This is a genomic window from Owenweeksia hongkongensis DSM 17368, from assembly GCF_000236705.1.
In the GTDB taxonomy this organism is placed as follows: domain Bacteria; phylum Bacteroidota; class Bacteroidia; order Flavobacteriales; family Schleiferiaceae; genus Owenweeksia; species Owenweeksia hongkongensis.
On record NC_016599.1, the window covers coordinates 3,240,468 to 3,258,049 of the forward strand.

At 39.7% G+C, this 17,582-nt stretch carries 22 protein-coding genes; 9 read left to right on the plus strand and 13 right to left on the minus strand.

Translation table 11 applies throughout. The features are described from left to right. Positions 1 to 25 precede the first annotated feature (25 nt). The 5 genes from OWEHO_RS14200 to OWEHO_RS14220 all read left to right on the plus strand — a co-directional run bounded on the left by OWEHO_RS14200 (position 26) and on the right by OWEHO_RS14220 (position 2,463). Positions 26 to 562: a hypothetical protein gene (locus tag OWEHO_RS14200; RefSeq protein WP_014203183.1), complete on the plus strand. Its 537-nt coding sequence runs from the start codon at positions 26 to 28 to the stop codon at positions 560 to 562. A gap of 17 nt (positions 563 to 579) precedes the next feature. Further along, the gene (locus tag OWEHO_RS14205; protein ID WP_014203184.1) at positions 580 to 765 is read left to right on the plus strand and encodes a hypothetical protein; all 186 of its coding nucleotides are present in this window, start codon (positions 580 to 582) and stop codon (positions 763 to 765) included. A 139-nt stretch (positions 766 to 904) separates the two neighbouring features. Next, positions 905 to 1,273 carry a contact-dependent growth inhibition system immunity protein gene (locus OWEHO_RS14210; protein ID WP_014203185.1) on the plus strand — a complete coding sequence of 123 codons (369 nt, stop codon included), beginning with the start codon at positions 905 to 907 and terminating at the stop codon, positions 1,271 to 1,273. 92 nt (positions 1,274 to 1,365) lie between these two features. Further along, the gene (locus OWEHO_RS14215; protein WP_014203186.1) at positions 1,366 to 1,869 is read left to right on the plus strand and encodes a hypothetical protein; all 504 of its coding nucleotides are present in this window, start codon (positions 1,366 to 1,368) and stop codon (positions 1,867 to 1,869) included. A gap of 75 nt (positions 1,870 to 1,944) precedes the next feature. Then, the gene (locus tag OWEHO_RS14220; protein ID WP_014203187.1) at positions 1,945 to 2,463 is read left to right on the plus strand and encodes a hypothetical protein; all 519 of its coding nucleotides are present in this window, start codon (positions 1,945 to 1,947) and stop codon (positions 2,461 to 2,463) included. A gap of 149 nt (positions 2,464 to 2,612) precedes the next feature. On the opposite strand, the gene OWEHO_RS14225 is transcribed toward OWEHO_RS14220, so the two are convergent. Beyond that, complete coding sequence (locus OWEHO_RS14225; protein ID WP_014203188.1) at positions 2,613 to 3,206, minus strand: DUF6992 family protein; 594 nt, start codon at positions 3,204 to 3,206, stop codon at positions 2,613 to 2,615. 225 nt (positions 3,207 to 3,431) lie between these two features. Here OWEHO_RS14225 and OWEHO_RS14230 point away from each other — a divergent pair, with 225 nt between their 5' ends. Continuing rightward, a complete protein-coding gene (locus tag OWEHO_RS14230; protein WP_014203189.1) occupies positions 3,432 to 3,989 on the plus strand; it encodes a YceI family protein in 558 nt (185 codons plus the stop codon). Between the two features lie 18 nt (positions 3,990 to 4,007). Continuing rightward, positions 4,008 to 5,303 carry a hypothetical protein gene (locus OWEHO_RS14235; protein ID WP_014203190.1) on the plus strand — a complete coding sequence of 432 codons (1,296 nt, stop codon included), beginning with the start codon at positions 4,008 to 4,010 and terminating at the stop codon, positions 5,301 to 5,303. A 42-nt stretch (positions 5,304 to 5,345) separates the two neighbouring features. On the opposite strand, the gene OWEHO_RS14240 is transcribed toward OWEHO_RS14235, so the two are convergent. The 4 genes from OWEHO_RS14240 to OWEHO_RS14255 form a co-directional block, all read right to left on the minus strand. Further along, positions 5,346 to 5,942: a YceI family protein gene (locus OWEHO_RS14240; RefSeq protein WP_014203191.1), complete on the minus strand. Its 597-nt coding sequence runs from the start codon at positions 5,940 to 5,942 to the stop codon at positions 5,346 to 5,348. Between the two features lie 56 nt (positions 5,943 to 5,998). After that, the gene (locus OWEHO_RS14245) at positions 5,999 to 6,379 is read right to left on the minus strand and encodes an iron chaperone (protein ID WP_014203192.1); all 381 of its coding nucleotides are present in this window, start codon (positions 6,377 to 6,379) and stop codon (positions 5,999 to 6,001) included. A gap of 31 nt (positions 6,380 to 6,410) precedes the next feature. Then, positions 6,411 to 6,893, minus strand: a complete 483-nt coding sequence (locus OWEHO_RS14250; RefSeq protein ID WP_014203193.1) for a YehS family protein — start codon at positions 6,891 to 6,893, stop codon at positions 6,411 to 6,413. A 69-nt stretch (positions 6,894 to 6,962) separates the two neighbouring features. Next, positions 6,963 to 7,871, minus strand: coding sequence for an NAD(P)/FAD-dependent oxidoreductase (locus OWEHO_RS14255; RefSeq protein WP_014203194.1), 909 nt, complete (start codon positions 7,869 to 7,871; stop codon positions 6,963 to 6,965). 117 nt (positions 7,872 to 7,988) lie between these two features. Between OWEHO_RS14255 and OWEHO_RS14260 the strand changes: the two genes are divergently transcribed. Continuing rightward, positions 7,989 to 8,945, plus strand: coding sequence for a helix-turn-helix transcriptional regulator (locus tag OWEHO_RS14260; RefSeq protein ID WP_014203195.1), 957 nt, complete (start codon positions 7,989 to 7,991; stop codon positions 8,943 to 8,945). Here OWEHO_RS14260 and OWEHO_RS14265 read toward each other — a convergent pair. The 4 genes from OWEHO_RS14265 to OWEHO_RS14280 form a co-directional block, all read right to left on the minus strand. After that, positions 8,942 to 9,166 (minus strand): hypothetical protein, encoded by a 225-nt coding sequence (locus tag OWEHO_RS14265; protein WP_014203196.1) that lies wholly within the window; start codon positions 9,164 to 9,166, stop codon positions 8,942 to 8,944. The two genes, OWEHO_RS14260 and OWEHO_RS14265, sit on opposite strands and share 4 nt — an antisense overlap. Before the next feature lie 77 nt (positions 9,167 to 9,243). Next, a complete protein-coding gene (locus OWEHO_RS14270; RefSeq protein ID WP_014203197.1) occupies positions 9,244 to 9,735 on the minus strand; it encodes a DinB family protein in 492 nt (163 codons plus the stop codon). A gap of 142 nt (positions 9,736 to 9,877) precedes the next feature. Further along, entirely contained in the window at positions 9,878 to 10,591 is a 714-nt protein-coding gene (locus tag OWEHO_RS14275; protein WP_223252693.1) for a DsbA family oxidoreductase, read from the minus strand. Between the two features lie 103 nt (positions 10,592 to 10,694). After that, positions 10,695 to 11,171: a hypothetical protein gene (locus tag OWEHO_RS14280; RefSeq protein ID WP_014203199.1), complete on the minus strand. Its 477-nt coding sequence runs from the start codon at positions 11,169 to 11,171 to the stop codon at positions 10,695 to 10,697. A gap of 500 nt (positions 11,172 to 11,671) precedes the next feature. On the opposite strand from OWEHO_RS14280, the gene OWEHO_RS14290 reads away from it, so the two are divergent. Then, positions 11,672 to 12,556: a T9SS type A sorting domain-containing protein gene (locus tag OWEHO_RS14290; protein WP_014203200.1), complete on the plus strand. Its 885-nt coding sequence runs from the start codon at positions 11,672 to 11,674 to the stop codon at positions 12,554 to 12,556. Positions 12,557 to 12,949: 393 nt separating this feature from the next. Here the strand turns inward: OWEHO_RS14290 and OWEHO_RS14295 are convergent, their stop codons facing one another. The 4 genes from OWEHO_RS14295 to OWEHO_RS14310 form a co-directional block, all read right to left on the minus strand. After that, a complete protein-coding gene (locus OWEHO_RS14295; RefSeq protein ID WP_014203202.1) occupies positions 12,950 to 14,656 on the minus strand; it encodes a T9SS type A sorting domain-containing protein in 1,707 nt (568 codons plus the stop codon). Between the two features lie 99 nt (positions 14,657 to 14,755). Continuing rightward, positions 14,756 to 15,406 carry a leucyl/phenylalanyl-tRNA--protein transferase gene (aat, locus tag OWEHO_RS14300; protein ID WP_014203203.1) on the minus strand — a complete coding sequence of 217 codons (651 nt, stop codon included), beginning with the start codon at positions 15,404 to 15,406 and terminating at the stop codon, positions 14,756 to 14,758. A gap of 3 nt (positions 15,407 to 15,409) precedes the next feature. Next, the gene (locus tag OWEHO_RS14305) at positions 15,410 to 16,975 is read right to left on the minus strand and encodes a flotillin family protein (protein WP_014203204.1); all 1,566 of its coding nucleotides are present in this window, start codon (positions 16,973 to 16,975) and stop codon (positions 15,410 to 15,412) included. After that, the gene (locus tag OWEHO_RS14310) at positions 16,972 to 17,574 is read right to left on the minus strand and encodes a hypothetical protein (protein WP_014203205.1); all 603 of its coding nucleotides are present in this window, start codon (positions 17,572 to 17,574) and stop codon (positions 16,972 to 16,974) included. Before OWEHO_RS14310 ends, OWEHO_RS14305 begins: the two co-directional genes overlap by 4 nt. Between the last annotated feature and the right edge of the window lie 8 nt (positions 17,575 to 17,582).

A 17,582-nucleotide genomic window follows, 5' to 3' on the forward strand; every position in this document is an offset into this window, starting at 1 on the left:
GTTGTAGCACATTAAAAACCAGACCATGTTCAGAGCATTTTTATACCTATTCCTGATCTTACTGACGATTTCATGCAAAGATGAAACTTCGTCAAAACATGAGCACGAAAAACAAAACGACAAGAAAGAAAGTGCAATAGACGATTTTGCAACAAAGCATAATGCACTTCAACATTGGGATACGGTTAATTATGACTTCAGTCTTCAGTATCAAGAATTGTTTACAGATTCTCCTCAACCTCTTATGATTGATGATTCAAGAATTATTGATGTCTATAGAAAAGATAGTACGTATTTCATATTTGGAGAAGCCTTGGATTATCCATTCTTTTATTTCAGGTTAGAAATTGAAAGAGGTCAAGCCAAAAAAATTATCGACTCAAATATAAAGCCTTATGACAATAAAATAGCGATAGTTACAATGCCCACGTCAATCAGACAACTTGACTTCATTCTAAATGCTGAGTTCTTCGATGAGCATCAATATAGAATTGTACTTGACGGTGGAGGAGACTTCTTCCTTGAAGGCAAAATGATAGACTTTCTTTTGCTACAGAAATAATAAATAAATTGAATACAATGGAAACAGAATTTAAAGAATCAATAGAAAACTTAACGATTGCTATAAAGGATTTACGAAATATAACTGAAGGAACGTACCATAGATTAACTGAAGTAGTTGAACAACACTCTTCGACCATGGACAACCTGAACAATCTTGAAAGATCTACTGAGAAACTTTCCAAAAGAATTGACGAAAAATAACGTGCTACAATAAAAAATAAAGCTAATGCGGCCATAACGTCTCCAGTTGACCAAGACGTCTGAAAAAGGAATTTCGGATACTTTCAAAATCTCGTAAAGCCGCACTAGCTTTATTCAAGCCGTTGTGTTCAATTAGAAAGTGAAACCACAAGAAAAGTCAATACAAGAACTTGAAAATGATTTTTGGCCAGACCTGAATCAATATATAGCAGGGTTGGTGGAGAGATGTCACAGATATAGAAAGATTAAGCTGAAAGACCTTCAAATCCACCAAATCAAAACACTTCTGATTCAAGACATAGGCTCGGAATATCTTATGCCTATAGTTTTAGAGCGTATGGAATATGATATTTCGGAAGAAGACGATTATGACGGAAGTTCATTCATCGAAAGCATTGACTTATTCAGTGGTGAAATTTTTAAAAGAAATCCTGAACTACATAAAGCGACATTAGACCTTCTTGAACGGAAACAAAAGGAAATAGAAAATTTGATTGGGTGGAAATGATATGAAAGAACAATCAGTAGGATTAAACACTAATCCAGTGTAAACCCTAACCTATAACTTTTGTAAAGGATGTATTTAACGAACATTTAAAAATGAACCGTAGAACCAGGAAAATATTGATTTCAATAATTCTTTTTGGACTATTCATTTTTGCGGTTCATATACTTGTCCAGTTGACCATAGACATCAACTATTCTGCAACTCTTGAAACCAAATACAACAAAACGATTGACACAGAGCGACACCTAATTGAAACCAGATGGGCGACTTTAGAAACTCCTGACAACTGGAGAAATCTAGTTCATTCGCAGACTTGTCCAGGTTACGTAGGTGGACTATGGACTGGAAAAGGAATGATTGACTACGAATATGGTTACATGGCACCAGTTTACTCGGACAATCAAGACTTTACCACGGTCACTGACACTATAAATGATTTGATAATTGAGATTTCAAGGAAAGGAAAGTTGACCGCGCTTCATCTTCCTCAACAAAAGGAAATGACAGGTGGATTGACATTTTATGCATCCGAGACAAGTACTAGAAACTTCAACACGTTGATGGAGATAATTCAGACAATGAAATTTGAAAAATAAAACCATTGGTGTTGATTAAAATGAATCACATTCTTACAATTATATTATTTAGTGATATCATTTTAATTTCTTGTAATGACACGAGGTGTAGTCTCTGAAAATTCGGATACATCAACTTTGATCGTTTTAGACACGTTTCCTAGGTCATTATTTGATTCTACACATTGCATTGTTACGAACTGCTATACCCCATGCTTGCATGGAATAGTTTGTCCTGACGACACTATTCGCTATAATGCGAGTAAATTAATGCTAAGAGTAGATAGTGCACTTGAAATAGATCAGCCGAAAGCGTTGGAATGTAGTTGTGGATATAATTACTACCAACTCGGAAATAACAATACCGAGGTAATTTTATTCGCTTATGGTTCGGGGGCTGGTAACGTTTGGTATAAAATGTACAGAAGAAAAGGAAGAGCCAAGTTTGAATTAATAGAAGCATTCAATCCCCAAACGCCCGGTATTATAAAGTTGCTTGACAGTAGACATGAAGGTGTAAGCGATTTCGTTTTTGACGAGAGGAGAGGCTCTAAATATACTTTAGCTTTTAATGGACGATACTTCGACACTATCCAAGTTGAACCAAGAAATTAATGAAGAACATTTGCCAGCAAAAAGTAAACGCAAGTTTGCTTTATCTCTTTCCGATAGCGGCTTTACGGTGGACCGAGAAACCTTCCGTTTCTTTACAAAACCACGGACGAAGCTGCCCTACGTTTATTAAATACCTCACCCTCTTACCCTCAAAAACTAACCGCCACATAAAACCCACTCGGCCCAATACTTAGCCCACTAATATTATTGTAAAGCTTGCGGTTTCCATTCCGGGTATGAGCGGCATACATAATGGCGTCAAAAATCATAAGTCCGGCCCCTTGTAGGATAAATGATTTTCCAAATCCACTGAGTAGATCCGAGCGCTTGATGTCATCCACACTTTTAGATTTTTCAATCATGTAAGTGCCCGTAGCCATATAAGCTACGTCAAGTGCGGCATTCACTAAAAAGATGCGCTTGGTGGCTTCCAGCTGTTTTACGGTTTCTACTTGGGAGAGATCGGTTTTGGCATTTTTATTTCCCGCTAAGGAGAGAGCTGCAAGACCAGTGTTTATTATTCCCCAGCCCACATTCATTTGGTGAAAAGCCTGCGTTTCGCCAGTGGTGGTAAAAGCTCCAATGCCAGAACCTACAATATTGGCAGTACCCCATCCACCAAGCACCCACATTCCATTTTTGGTGATTTTGTTTTTAGACTGATTGAATTGGGTGGTGCTGAAATCTTGAGCTATACCAGATAATGAAAGAGTAATAAGCAACAGGAATAGGAAATGACGCATGGTGATATTGTTTAATTACATTAACTGAAGGGGTGAATACTTGTTTTATGCCTCTGCATATAGCTACGTATAGAATGCGTATCGAGATGTTTTAACACATTAAGAATACTCTTGAAATGTAAAGAGAAAATTAAATAGGATAAATCTTACGAAAAGATGATATATGTCATAAAATGAGAATGATAGCTGGGGTACTTTTGAGGTGTATAACAAACGTAAGTAGAAATGAAAGGATTGAAAATGTTTAGCTTATTGTCATCCATTTTGCTGTTCACATTTGCGCTAAGCGCACAAGAATATACGGTAGACAATAACTTGTCGAGTGTGTATATCAATGGAACATCCTCTTTGCACGACTGGACTGAAACCGTAGAAACAATAAATGGAGCACTGCGAGCTGATGTGGAAGACGGAAAACTCGTAAAGCTTAGAAGTTTACATCTTACCATTCCGGTAAAATCCATAAAAAGTGGAAAATCAGGGATGGACAAAAACACCTATGTAGCCTTAAAAGAGGAGAAATATCCTGAAATAAAATACGCCTTAAAAACCTATAAAATAGAGGGAAGTACAGTAAAGTTAACTGGTGATTTATCTGTGGCTGGAGTTACCAAAAGCATTACCACACAGGTGGAAAGCAGAGTAAAAGAGGGCCAGGTAGAGCTGACTGGAGATATTGCTTTTAAAATGACCGCATTTGGTGTGGATCCTCCTACAGCTGTGATGGGGACTATCAAAACAGGAGACGAAGTCGAGATCAAGTTTCATTTATATTTTAAATAACTATAACCAATCAATATTATGAAGATTACCATTTTCAAATTTACAGCCATGTGTGTGCTGATGGGAGTTTCGCAATTATTTGCACAGGAAAAATTCACCATTCAGCCCGAGCTTCAAAACTTCAGGCAGCCAGGGTATGATGGACTTAATGTATTTGAAGAACCAAAAAATGATACTGTTCCTTTTGATGGACTGAAGGTGAGAGTTGGCGGTGATTTTGCATTGCAACTTCAGGGGATAAATCATACTTCAGATTCAGCTTTAGCGAATTTGGGAACCAATTTTAACCTGCCTACGGCTAACCTTAATTTGGACGTGCAACTGGCTGATGGTGTGCGTATGCATTTGAGAACCTATCTTTCATCTCGCCACCACAACGAGGCATGGATAAAAGGGGGACATATTCAAATTGACAAGCTAGATTTTATAAGTGACGGATTCTTGTCCGGATTTATGGACATCGCAACTCTAAAAATAGGTTTGGATGAGATCAACTATGGTGATGCACATTTTAGACGAAGCGATAACGCCCGCGCCATTTACAATCCTTTTGTAGGTAATTATATAATGGATGCTTTTACTACAGAAGCCTTCGGTGAACTTACTTTACAACCAGGTCCTTTCTTGGCGGTAGCAGGTATTTCTAATGGTAACCTCAACCAGAGTGTAAATATCGGGACCAAAGAAAATAAGCTTTCATTTTATGGTAAGCTGGGATACGATGATCAAATAAATAATGATTTGCGATTGAGATTGACAGGGTCATTTTTAGCTTCTACTGGATATGACAATGGACAGTATTTATACTCAGGAGATAGATCAGGAGCCAGATATTACTGGGTGATGGTAAAAGAAGGAGCCGCTGATAATTTTAGAAGTGGAAGATTTAACCCTGGTTTTGCCAAGTTTAATGCCTTTCAAATCAATCCATTTGTAAAATGGAAAGGTCTAGAGTTTTTCGGGATTTATGAAATGGCAATGGGTGATCAGGCGGATCCGGATGTAACACCAATGATGGAGGGTGGTAGCTTTACTCAGCTTGGTGGTGAGTTGCTATATCGTTTTGGATCTTGGGATCAGTTTTATGCAGGAGGACGTTTTAATAGCGTTTCTGGAAATTATACAGAGAATAGCCCGGATATTTCAATCAATAGATTTAATGTTGGCCTGGGATGGTTTTTTACCAAAAATGTGATGGTGAAATTGGAGTACGTGAACCAAATGTATTCTGATGAGGGCTGGACAGGAAGCGAAGCACACTTTAATGGTGGAAGCTTTGATGGAGCCGTTTTTGAAGCAGTTATAGGATTCTAATATCTACACTAAATTCATTAAAAATAGGCGGCCATTGGTCGCCTATTTTAGGTTAAAGACAATTCTGAAATCTATCGTTACTAAATCGTCTGCTTTCACCAAGCCAAAAAGAGCCGATGGTGCTTCTATATCAAAATCACTCATCTTTATTTCTTTCTTTCCCTTTGTGGTAATGCTATCCATCTTAAACTCTAGTGAATCCAGTTTTAAAGAATACACTTTTCTCACCCCAGCCAAGGTCACTGCAATCCTGGCAATCACATTTTTTTGAGGTCTTTTTTCAGTTACCGAATGATTTAGCTGAAAACTTAAAAATTCAATATAAATAAGTGGGTATTCTTCAGCCTGAATGGTTTTCAAAAAATCCTTAGTCATTGGACTGCTGTTGCAGTTAAATCCGTTGGACTTTAATTTGATTACCGCATTTTCAAGTGTTATAAGAAGGTCTTTTGTGGTGCTCTTAATTTGTAAGTCACTATTATTTTCCAAATCATGAAGAACGCATTGGTAGTCAGTAACATTGGATGTTCCCAAAATATTGATTTCACTGTCTTCAATTTGAAACCACTCCTGATGGGTAGTTTGCGAAAGCAATAAAAAGGGAGAGAAAAAAAGTAAGAGGATCCAAATTTTGAGCATCGGCTGAAATTATAAAATAGAACTGAAAGGTAGAATTTGCGAAGCAGTAGTAGACTTTACTTTTTCTTTTTTAGCCTGGATTTCTCTTCATTTTCTTCCACTCTGTATTTTACAATTTTCGTAATTAAATCTAAGGGAAGAGGTTTGTCAAAGGGGAATTTTATGGTGCCTTTGGTACGTTCGTAGCCTTCCAGGTCATTATCAAAAATTTTAAGATTAACCGAGGCAGGATAAAGGCCGATGTGGGTTTTCCAGGCTGCATAATAAACGAGCATACCCTTTTGCTTAAAGGCTGGCATATTATAGCTAATCAATTCTTCAGCCTGAGGGGCTGCTTTTTTGATCGTGGTACGAAGTGATTCCAGTACTTCCACTGTTTCCTTTGGAAAGGTGTTGAAGTATTCCTCTACAGTTTTAAATTTTTTTGAAGCTTCCATGAAATAAATTTAGGCTTTCGCCTGAATAATTTCAATCCTGTGAACGATCATTTTTGCCGCGATATTTTTGCTGCAAAGCAGTAAGAAAATATCGCAAGTACTGATCCTGGAAAGGTCGATACTGGCTCTGCTTGTGATTTCTAAGAAAAGCGCTTAGCTCATGCGGCCCCATCTTTTTGTCAATAGATTTGAAAAGGGCCAGAATGTCATCCGTTTTCAAGTCTAAAGCAATCTTTATTTTTTTCAGAATGATGTTATTGTTCAGTCTGTCTTCAGGAGTCATTTGCATGCCGTCTGCACGTGGGCCGCGTCTTTCAACGATTAATCCATTTAAGAAAGTGGCTAAGCTGCGGTCATCCAAATCTCTGTAATCATCATCTAATTCCTTTTTCAACCAATCGCTAACCTGCGCTCTGGTTACCTCTGCGCCACCCATGGCAAATAGGTCTATCATTTCTGCATCGCTATAGTCAAATGTGTATCGGATGCGCTTAAGTATGTCGTTATTGGTCATAGATGGATTTTTAGCAAATAATGGATTTGCGTGCAACGCCAAAGGTCTTAAAATATTTCAGGCATAATTCTAAAATTCAGCCTGGGTCAATTCGTTATTAATAAAAGATCCTGCGGTGGTTCCGGCAGCTACAGCATTGGCAAGAGATCTCATCATAGTAGAATTGTCGCCTGCCGCAAAAATTCCTTCTACACTGGTCTGCTGAAATTGAGTGACTTGAATATGACCGGATTCTGTTATTTCACAACCCATTTCTTGCGGTAGTTTGCAATGCTGTTCAAATGAAGGACCATGATAGATGGCGTTCAGTTTTACAGATTTGTCATCTTTTAACTCTACATATGTGACCTGTCCTTTAGAGTGAATTATTTCACCTATTTCTGTTTCAATAACTTTTAGATTATTGGCTTTTAGTTTTTGATTTTGCTCCTCGGTAAAAGAGGATTTTCCATTTGTGAAAATAGTAAGATCTTTTGTCCAGTTGGAAATGAGCCATGCGTAATGAAAGGCAGCCTCTCCATTTCCAATAATGCCGGTGGGTTCATTTCTCACTTCATAACCATGGCAGTAGGGGCAGTGAATTATTGAAATCCCCCAACATTCCGCAAAACCCTTAATGTTGGGCATGATGTCTTTTAGTCCTGTAGCAAAAAGGATTTTTTTGGTGTGGAAGCTTTTTCCAGATTCAGTTTCAACTGTAAATCCATTTGTGGTTTGTTCAGCCTTGGTGGCAAGTCCATTGTAAAACTGAATGCTGCTGTATTTCTCAACTTGAGCTCTGGCATCATTGGCAATTTGCCTTGGTGGTTTTCCATCCTGAGTAATAAAATTGTGCGAGTGTGGAGCAGTTCGATTACAGGGTTTACCATTATCCATGATCAATACTTTGCGTAAAGCTCTACCTAGGGACATGGCCGCGGACAGGCCAGAATAACTTCCTCCAATTATGATGGCGTCAAATTGAGTGAGCTCTTTCATGTTTTTTGTTTGCAGCAAATGTAAAGCTCTTTTCATTTAATGCAACAATGTTGCGTTAGATGAAATTTATGTTTTCCTCTGTCTGAAAATGTACTTTTGAACCAAGTTTAAAACTTCATGAGCACCGAAACTCCCAAGCGATTTGATAGAATAGTGGCCATCCTGATTCAGCTGCAATCCAAACGAATTGTAAAAGCTCAGGATTTAGCAGATCGCTTTGAGGTGAGCCTTCGCACCATTTATCGCGACATCCGCACATTGGAAGCTTCAGGTGTGCCCATTGTAAGCGAAGCAGGCGTGGGTTATTCTATAATGGACGGCTATCGCTTGCCACCAGTGATGTTTACTAGAGAAGAAGCCGGAAGCTTTGTAGCAGCAGAAAAATTGATGCAGAGGTTTATGGATAAATCTTTGGGAGCCTATCATGAATCGGCCATGTATAAAGTGAAGTCTGTTTTACGCGGCAGCGAAAAGGATTGGGTAGATGCGCTGGAATCGCAAGTGCAGGTAAATGGTGGAGAGGAATTATTCAACAAAGAAATACCTAATGCACTTGAGATAATTTTTGAGAGCATTGCAGAGAAACGCCAGGTTTGGTTGAGCTATCAATCTTTTCATAAAGATGAACTTACCCAAAGAAGTATTGAACCAGTTGGGCTATTTCACGAACATAACTTTTGGTACTTAATGGCGTATTGCCATTTACGAAAGGACTACCGCCAGTTTAGAACCGATAGGATAAAGGGTATAAAAAGTACAGATGACATTTTTACCAAAATCCATGGTAGCATTGACGATTACAGAAATGAGCCAAATACAGATAACAGGGAAAAGGTTAGGGTTTTGGTGGAGAAAAACATGAGTCGATTCATGAAGTATGAGCGTGATTTTTATGGGTTTGTTTCTGAAAAAGAGGTAGGTGATAAAGTAGAATTGACCTTTATGACAAATAATGTGAATAATGGCTTTGCTCGTTGGTATCTCATGTTTGGTGAGTTTGCCACCATTTTAGAACCTGAAACATTAAAGGATAGGGTAAAGGAAATATTGGAGCGAACTCTGGCAAGAATCTAATCGGGCAATTCCCGGCAATCAAAACCATTGAGCGATAAAATTTCGCGAATGTGCTCCGCCTTTAGTTCGGGAGATTCAACCCGGAGGATGTTGTCACAATCCTCCAGGTCAAAATTCCACTTTTCGTTTTGGCTTATAATTCCGTTTAGCACCGGGCGAAGTTTTTCTACTTCCCGGTTTTCGTTTACCGAAGTTTTAAAAACTAAAACGCGTTTGTTCATTTTACAATTTTGTTAATTCTAAACCCTCGTTGAGGAGATGTCAAAACTGTTATAAAGCAGTTTCGGGAGAGGAGATACTAACGCTCCCAAAAGAATGGAGGCTCAATTCCCAAGGCGCGCAGATAAACATACCCCTGACCACGATGGTGAATTTCATTATCTATAAAATAGAATATTTGCGAAGTTCCAGTCCCTTCATATTGGCCAAATAACTTAAGGTGTTGCTGAAATCTTTCCACAGGCACCTGAGCCCAGTATTTGTTTATTTCCTCAGTATCCTCATCCCATTTTTTAAGGATGTTGGCTTTACTGTTTTTATGGTCAAAATGCTCATCCAGCTTTTCAGAATTGCCAGTAGCAATTTCTCTGATTCCAGGGGCGCCTATTGCCAAAAGTTCCATAGTGAGCTGTGCAAACGTGCGCATCCCACCAATCGAAAATTCAAAGAAATCCTTTTCGGGAAAAGCTTCAATTACTCTTCGGGTAAGGCTGCGGTGTCCTTGCCAGTGGGCTAAAAATTGTTCGGGGCTAATTACTTGACTTACTTGTTCCATTGCTTGTGTTTCCATTGTACTGCTGTGTTTTTTTAAAGTTTACACCAAAAGTATAGGTGTCTGGTGACAGCAGTTTGTCAGTAGGTTTTTGTCAAGGTAAAAAAAATGCCCCTTGATATTTTCAAGAGGCATTTTAATATGAGTAGGAATCATTGATTTAATCACAGGTTCCATCTGGGCGGCATACTTCGCCTTCAATAGTTTCGATTGTGGTTGTAGTCTGTGTAGCTTTCCACTCTTCGTGAGCTTTGGCAAGATTTTGCTCAAATACCATGAGTTCTTGGGCGCCACTTATTCCATATTTTTTATCAAGCACAAAAAATGGAACTCCAGAAATTCTCAATTGCTGTGCTTCGGCCACATCTTTATTTACGGCATCTGCAAATAGGCTTTCATCAGAAAGTACTTTTTCTACTTCTTCTTTTTCCAAACCGGCTTTTAAACCCAGCTCGAGAAGAGTTGCTGTATCATCCGTGTTTTTGCCATCGGTGAAATAGGCGTATAAAAGGGCTTCTTTCAAAGCATCACCTTTACCTTGTGTTTTGGCAAACTGCAAAAGTCGATGTGCATTAAAACTGTTTGCCACAACGGCTTTGTCAAAGTCATAATGCAAACCTTCACCCTCGGCCATTTTGGTAACATGAGCGCTCATTTCGCGAGTTTGCTCTAGAGTCCAACCTTTTTTGCGAGCCAGTTCTTCCGTTACCGAAAGGGCCGGGTTAGTCACTGTAGTGGGATCCAGCTGAAAGCTTTTCCAAACTACTTCTATATCGTCTTTATGTTTAAAATTGCTAAGTGCCTTTTCAAATCGTCTTTTGCCTATGTAGCAAAATGGGCACATCACATCGCTCCAAATTTCAACTTTCATCATGCTTATTCTAATTGTAGTACAAAGAAACGATCTCTTTGAGAAATCAATGTGTAAACTTCAAATTGCTGAATAAAAGGATAGGGGCTGTCTATTTTTACAGGCCTTAAGATTCCAACCTTTCCAACTCCACACCATAATCGTATTGCAAATCTTCATGAAGTTTCTCCATTGCTTTGCGAATCATTCTCAGCTGGGTTTGAAAGGTATTTCTTAGAATTGGGCTTTTGGTAAAGCTTGGCTTCATAGTTCGCAGTTTGCGGCAGAAGTACAGAAGAAGCTCCACTTCAGTTTCCTTTTTTTGTGAGTAGCGAATGTTTTTCTTTACCCCGGAGAGAATCTTGCGCACACTCTTTTTGACATAGTACATGCTGGTGGAATTAATGTCAGCAAAGGCCTCATCCATTTGTGCTTTTACACTTCCGATGTAGGCTTCCTCATTACCAGCTTCAAAGATGAGGTAGGTAAGGAGCTCCTTGTTTTCCTTTTTAAATCGCGCCAATCTAAGGCATAGCTCCATCAATTCGGGTTGGGAATAATGAGCCAGTTCTTTTTTTAATACAGCTACGGTGGCGGTTTTCATGCGTGAGAAATTGAGGTGCTAAGATGGGGAATTTGGGAAAACGGTTTTTCACGCAAAGCTCCGTAATCCTTCGGAGCAGGTCCCTAAGGAGCAAAGGAAATTGGAAGAAAAGTCTTAAAGTCACAGATTGGGTTAATTTTTTCGGGTTGCTCTTGGCACTTACTCTGCGCACTTGGCGGCTCTGCGGTGAAGAAAATGGAACGCGGATGAAACGGATGCTGCGGATATTACAGATTTTGATGAAGCTCCAGAGAAGCGATGTTTTGGTAGATCAAAGTATTATGTTAATGGCCAAAGTGCCAGCGGCACGACATTTAAAAGAGATTGTTAATATCACCAGATAGGATTTTTGCCAGAGCAGGGTTTTGGCTCTTAAACTATTTTCCTAAGTAGTCTTTTCAAAGAAATATATACCGTTTGATAGGGTGTGTGTCTACGAATAATAAATGGTAAGCGGTTAAGGCTTTTTTTAAAGATAATTTCAGCCTCCAAATAAATTCATGATGATAAAAAAATATTCTTTTTTGGCACTCACATTAGTGAGCTTTATGGGGGCTGCGACAGCCCAAATTGATACTGTAAATATTGATTTTGGCGAGACCATGCAAACCGCTCCGGCACCGTGGAATAATCTTACGGATTACGAGGTAGGTGCAATTGCAGATCTGAATGACTGTAAAGGAAACTTAACAGGTATTTCTATTGCGGTTACAGATTCCTTTAGCATGGACGGAGCGGGTGGAAATTCTAATGATCCAAACTATCCGAAAGAGGTTTCAAACGATTACTTTTATGGAAATACTCAATTGGCTTTTGGGATGCAGCAGCCTACCGGGGGATTAACTCTTAATGGCTTGAACCCTGGCAAAGTATATAGTTTTGGCTTCTATGGTTCGCGTTATCCCATCTCAAATCGTGAAACAAAATACATCGTAAATGGCGCAGTACAGGATAGTGCAAGTTTGGTAATAGGAGTTACTACTCCAGTTATGGTTTGGGTAAATGGTGTTGTGCCTAAGTCGGATGGATCCTTAGAGATTACCGTTACTGCCGTGCCAAACGCTACAGATAACCCAACGGGTTATTATTATATTAATGCAATGAGCTTTATAGAATCGGGAACAGTTGGGATAAACGAGACTGAAATGGCTCAAATTAGCATATTTCCAAATCCAGCAAAGGATGTAATAAACGTAAGTTTTGAATCAGGCGATGATGTAAAACATATTGAAGTGTATAATCTAAATGGCTCAAAAGTACTGGAAGTTATGGGCGAAGGAAGTTCTACCCAAGCTGTGAATATTTCTGCTTTGGTTAAAGGAGTTTACACTTTAAAAGCAAACTCATCAACTGGTGAGCAAATGACCAGATTTACAATTGAGTAATTTGGATAATTGGAATGAGGAGGCTCCTTGGGTTTTTACCTAAGGAGCTTTTTTGGTTGTTATTACAGTCACATCTTAATTATCGGCTATTAGGATATATAAGTAATGAGAGTTCAAATTCATTAAGGCGGTAATTTAGGGGAAAGTCATTCAACATTCATCTCGCTTACTCCATATGCTAGGCATCTTTGATGTCTGCATTTTCAAAAGTGCCATGGTGTGAAAAAGGCGCGCGGATGAAATGGATGCAGCAGATAGAACTGATTTTGATGAAGCTCCAGAGAAGCGACATTATGGTAGATCAAAATATTATGTTAATGGCCAGGGTGCCCGCGGCACGACATAGTTTATATTTAGTATATGTCACACGAAAGGATTCATGCGACAGCGGAGTTACTTTTTAGTGACGGGTACAACAACTCTTGAGTTGTCGCTGATTATTTCAATATAATAAAGTCCAGGCGCCCCTAGAATGTTCAAGTCAAACTGGCGCTTGTTGAAGAAGCTTTGCTCACTTAACTTTTTTCCTAAATAATTATATATATTAATAATTAATAACTCAGATTTGTGCTGAATACTTAAAGTTAAACTACCATTGGTTGGATTTGGGAAAATACTAACCTCTTGACCAATTTGGTTGGACTCTATCTGCCCAATTGACGATAAATTTTCTTCTAACCTCAGTATTACAAAGTCTTTACCTCCAGCTGAGGTAATGATGCTATCTGATGTAGTAATGTCTACATCAATAGATGAGTCGAAGTTCACACTAAAATAAACCTCTCCAGGGTTAGTGTTTAATATAGCCCCACCGTATGCACTGCCGCTATATCCAATCGTTTTGACCCACTTGAAAACACCATTTGAGTCTAATTTTGAAATATAGGTATCATCTTGGCCTCTGGTAGGTATAATTTGTCTTGAGTTGGCTGGTCCAAAATAAGCTGTTCCCGCATAGGAGCCTGTTGTGTAGATATTTGATGCATCATCAGTAATAATTTTTGATGTTGTTCCGAACCCAGTTGCAGGGCATGTGTTTCTAACCCAGACCATATCACCGTTGGGCCTTAGTTTGTGAGTAAAACCATTCCCTACACCCCCTAGAGAAGTTAGCTCATGCTTTGTTGGGGTTGGAGAGAAGTCTGATGTGCCCCAAAAAGTCCCTGAAGCCACAATATTGTTATTAAGATCCTCATCAAGGCTATAAACTAGACCTCCACTTGGTTTTACCCAAATAAAGTTTCCGTCAGCGGTCCACCTCACTACAAATCCCTTTAGATTTTGTACCGAACCTGTGGTAAGGAAATAGGTGGTAGAATTAGGGTCAAAATCAGCACTTTCCGAATATTCGCCACCTATTAAAATGTCACCATTGCTAGCAACCATTAAAGCAGAACTAGCTTCTGCACCGCTACCGCGTATTTCCTTTGCCCAAGTAAGGTTTCCTTGAATAGTGAATTTTAGGACAAAACAAGATCCAAATGGGCTGGCATGAAGAATTACCGAGTCGGGTCCTGGATCAAAATCAATAGTGAAAACATACCTACCAGTAACAATTAAGTTTCCGAATGCATCAAAGTCTACAGCAGTACCATATTGATCACCACCTGCATCAAATGCATAAGCCCACCGAAAGGAGCCCGAGTTATCCCATTTCGCTATAAATGCACTTAAGCCACCGCTACAATGAAGATAAAGACCATTTCCTTTTGGATCAAAGTCGTTATTAGTTCCGAAAAACCCTCCAGTAAGCGCTACTTCTCCATTATCGGATACCGACATTTGTCCAAACCTAGCTCGACCTAAACCTTCTGTGACGGTTACCCATTGTAGAATGTGATTTGAATCCAACTTATATATGAAAAAACCCTTATTGGCGATAGTTTCAAAATGAGTACTTGGGCCAGGGTCAAAGTCACATGTGCCGGAGAAAATTCCTGAAACATAAATATTTCCTGATGTATCTGTATCTATTGTATGTATTGTGCTACTACCGGAGTTACTTACAGTTTGTAACCATGTTCGTTTGGGTTGTGAAATAATAGTAGTTGGAGTCAGCAGTGATAGTATAAAGCACCAAGTTAAAAATGAATGTAGCATGAGGTTAGTCTTTAGTTAGACCAATATACTAATTATTTAACTTGTTGGTTAGATGTGAGTTAGTTGACAGCATGAATATTAATTTTATTATAAATAGCATTATTTGCGATTCCCCCTCACAATCTCCAAAAACTCCTTTCTCGGAATTTCATAAGCGCCAAGTGATGCTAAATAATCATTGTACACCTGGCAATCAATTAGAATAAAATCCAATTCTTCCAATTTTCGCGCAAGCGTGATAAAGCCAATTTTGCTGGCATTGCTCACTCGGCTAAACATGCTGTCTCCACAAAATATTTTGCCCACGGCAGTGCCGTAAAGTCCGCCAACGAGTTGGTCATCTTGCCAACACTCTACACTGTGGCAATGCCCAAGGCGGTGAAGTTCAATGTAGGCGGCTTTCATTTCATCGTTTAGCCAAGTGCCCTCCTGATCTTTTCGGGGAGTGTTTTGGCAGGCTTCAATTACTTCTTCAAAGGCGGTGTCAAAAGTTACCTTAAAAAGGTTTCGGTTAAGGAGGTTGCGAGAGCTTTTAGAAACTTTTACCTCAGAAGGTTTGAGCACCATGCGCTTTTCGGGACACCACCACATGATGGGTTCGTCCTCATTATACCAAGGGAAAATACCAGAGCTATAAGCCAAAAGAAGGCGATCTGTACTCAGATCGCCTTCTATGGCGACTACGCCATGTTCGTCATATTCCTCTTCTGGAGGAAACCATAATTCTTTACCTAGTTGGTATACGGGCATACATTACTTCTCTTCTGTTCCTTCGGGTTCGTTAGAGTTGTTTTCTGGTTTGTCGTTTGTAGCTTCTTTGGCCTCCTGGTCTACAGTTTTACCTTTTAGGTAATCGGGTAATTGCAGTCCGGCTTGGTTAAACAAGTCTTCCAATGGAGGAACGGACTTATACATTCCCGAAAGGAAATTGGAGGTGTTGGTGCCTTCACCATTTTTACCCAAAGAGTCCCAAACGGTAACCTTGTCAATCTTAATATTCTTGATGGCTTCCACCTGAGTTTTGATAATATCCGGAAGTTTTTCGGCCATCAATAGCATAAAGGCATCACGAGGGTCGCTGCCAGCTGCGCTAACTAACTCTTTGAAACCTTCTGCCTGCTTGCTCAGTAATTCGTAGTTACCGCGTGCCTCAGCTTCTAGTTTGGCATAAATCGCATCCGCCTGACCACGGGCCAATCTACGGATACGTTCTGCTTCCGCTTCAGCGTCAATCTCTACTTTTTGCTTGTCGATGCTGGTAGGAATTACCACGTTAGCATACTGCGTGGCTTTATCTCTTTCCGCACGGGCTTCTTCGGCTTTCTCTTCCGAGCGATAAGCCTCTTCAAGAGCTTGTGCTTGTTTTACTTTTTCAGCTGCAATAGCTACTCTATTAGCTTCAGCCTCAGCTTCTCTACGTGCTGCATCAGAGTTGGCTATGGTAATTTTTGCCGTGTTTTCACCTTCTACAGCTCGAGCATTGGCTTCGGAGGTTTGAATACGCTCTGTTTTTTGAGCATCTGCTTCCCCGATAAGGGCTTGGGCATTGGCAGCAGAAACCTGAATACGTTCATTCTGGTTTGCACTAGCTTCACCAATATTTGCACTGGCATTTGCCTGAGCCACTTTTACACGCTCTTCCTGATGAGCATTAGCTTCACCGATAGATCCATCACGGGTTTTTTCAGCCACACTTTTTCGGGCATCATTCACTGCTTTTGCAGCAGCTTCCTTACCCAAAGCTTCAATATAACCGCTCTCATCCTTGATGTCGGTTACGTTTACGTTAATCAGTTTAAGACCGATTTTCTTCAATTCCGCTTCTACGTTTGAAGCTACATTGGCCAAAAATTTATCACGGTTATTGTTGATTTCTTCAATGTCCATGGTAGCTACCACCAAACGCAGCTGACCGAAAATGATGTCTTTTGCCAAATCATGAACCTGTGCTTGGGTCAATCCTAAAAGACGCTCAGCAGCATTATTCATTACACCCGGCTCGGTAGAAATACCCACGGTAAAACGAGAAGGTACATCCACACGGATATTCTGGCGGCTAAGGGCGTTGGTAAGATTTACCTCAATGCTTGTAGGGGTAAGGTCCAAAAAGGCATAATCCTGAATAATGGGCCAAACGAAGGCGGCACCACCATGAATACATTTTGCCGAAAGGTTGCCCTCTACGTTGGAGCCAACTTTTCCATACACCACAAGTATGCGGTCAGATGGGCATCGTTTGTATCGCTTTACCAGCGAAAAAATAAGGATGAAAATAAAGAGTATCGCAGCAGCGATAGCAATCAAGAAAATTGGACTCATGGATTTTGCTTTTTAGGTGAGTTAGTTATTACGAGCATTTTATTTTGGTCAATCACTTCAGTGATTTGGATTATCGTTCCTGTGGGAATATCGGTTTCCTGATCGGTCAATGCATCAAATTCGTGAACCGACCCTTGGATGGTTAATTGTATTTTTCCGAAACCACCGCGGCCACCTGGTATTCTTAAGTAGGCCTCGCCAATTTTGCCAACGGCTCTTGCAATTTTTAAAGTACCGGATTGATGCAGTTTAGAAATTTGATAAAACATGAAGGCCATAATGGTCATCATTGCTAAACCAGAAACCACTGAAATAATAATGGTAGTGAGCATACTGTAGCCAGAATCGAGGCTTGCTATACCTGTCCAGGAAAATAGCACGAAAAAGGCCACCATGTTTTTGAAGGTGAAAAACTGAAAGCCCACACCTCCATCATTTTCTATTTCCAGATCGGGGTCGGTGTAATCTGTATCAAACGCACCACCAATGAATGTGGTAATCAATTGAAAAAGAAACATAAGTGAGGAAGGGATGGCTAAGCCCCAGTAAATTTTATCTAAAGTGTCTAGCGCAAACCACCAGCTTGAAAGGTCATCCATTGAGTAGA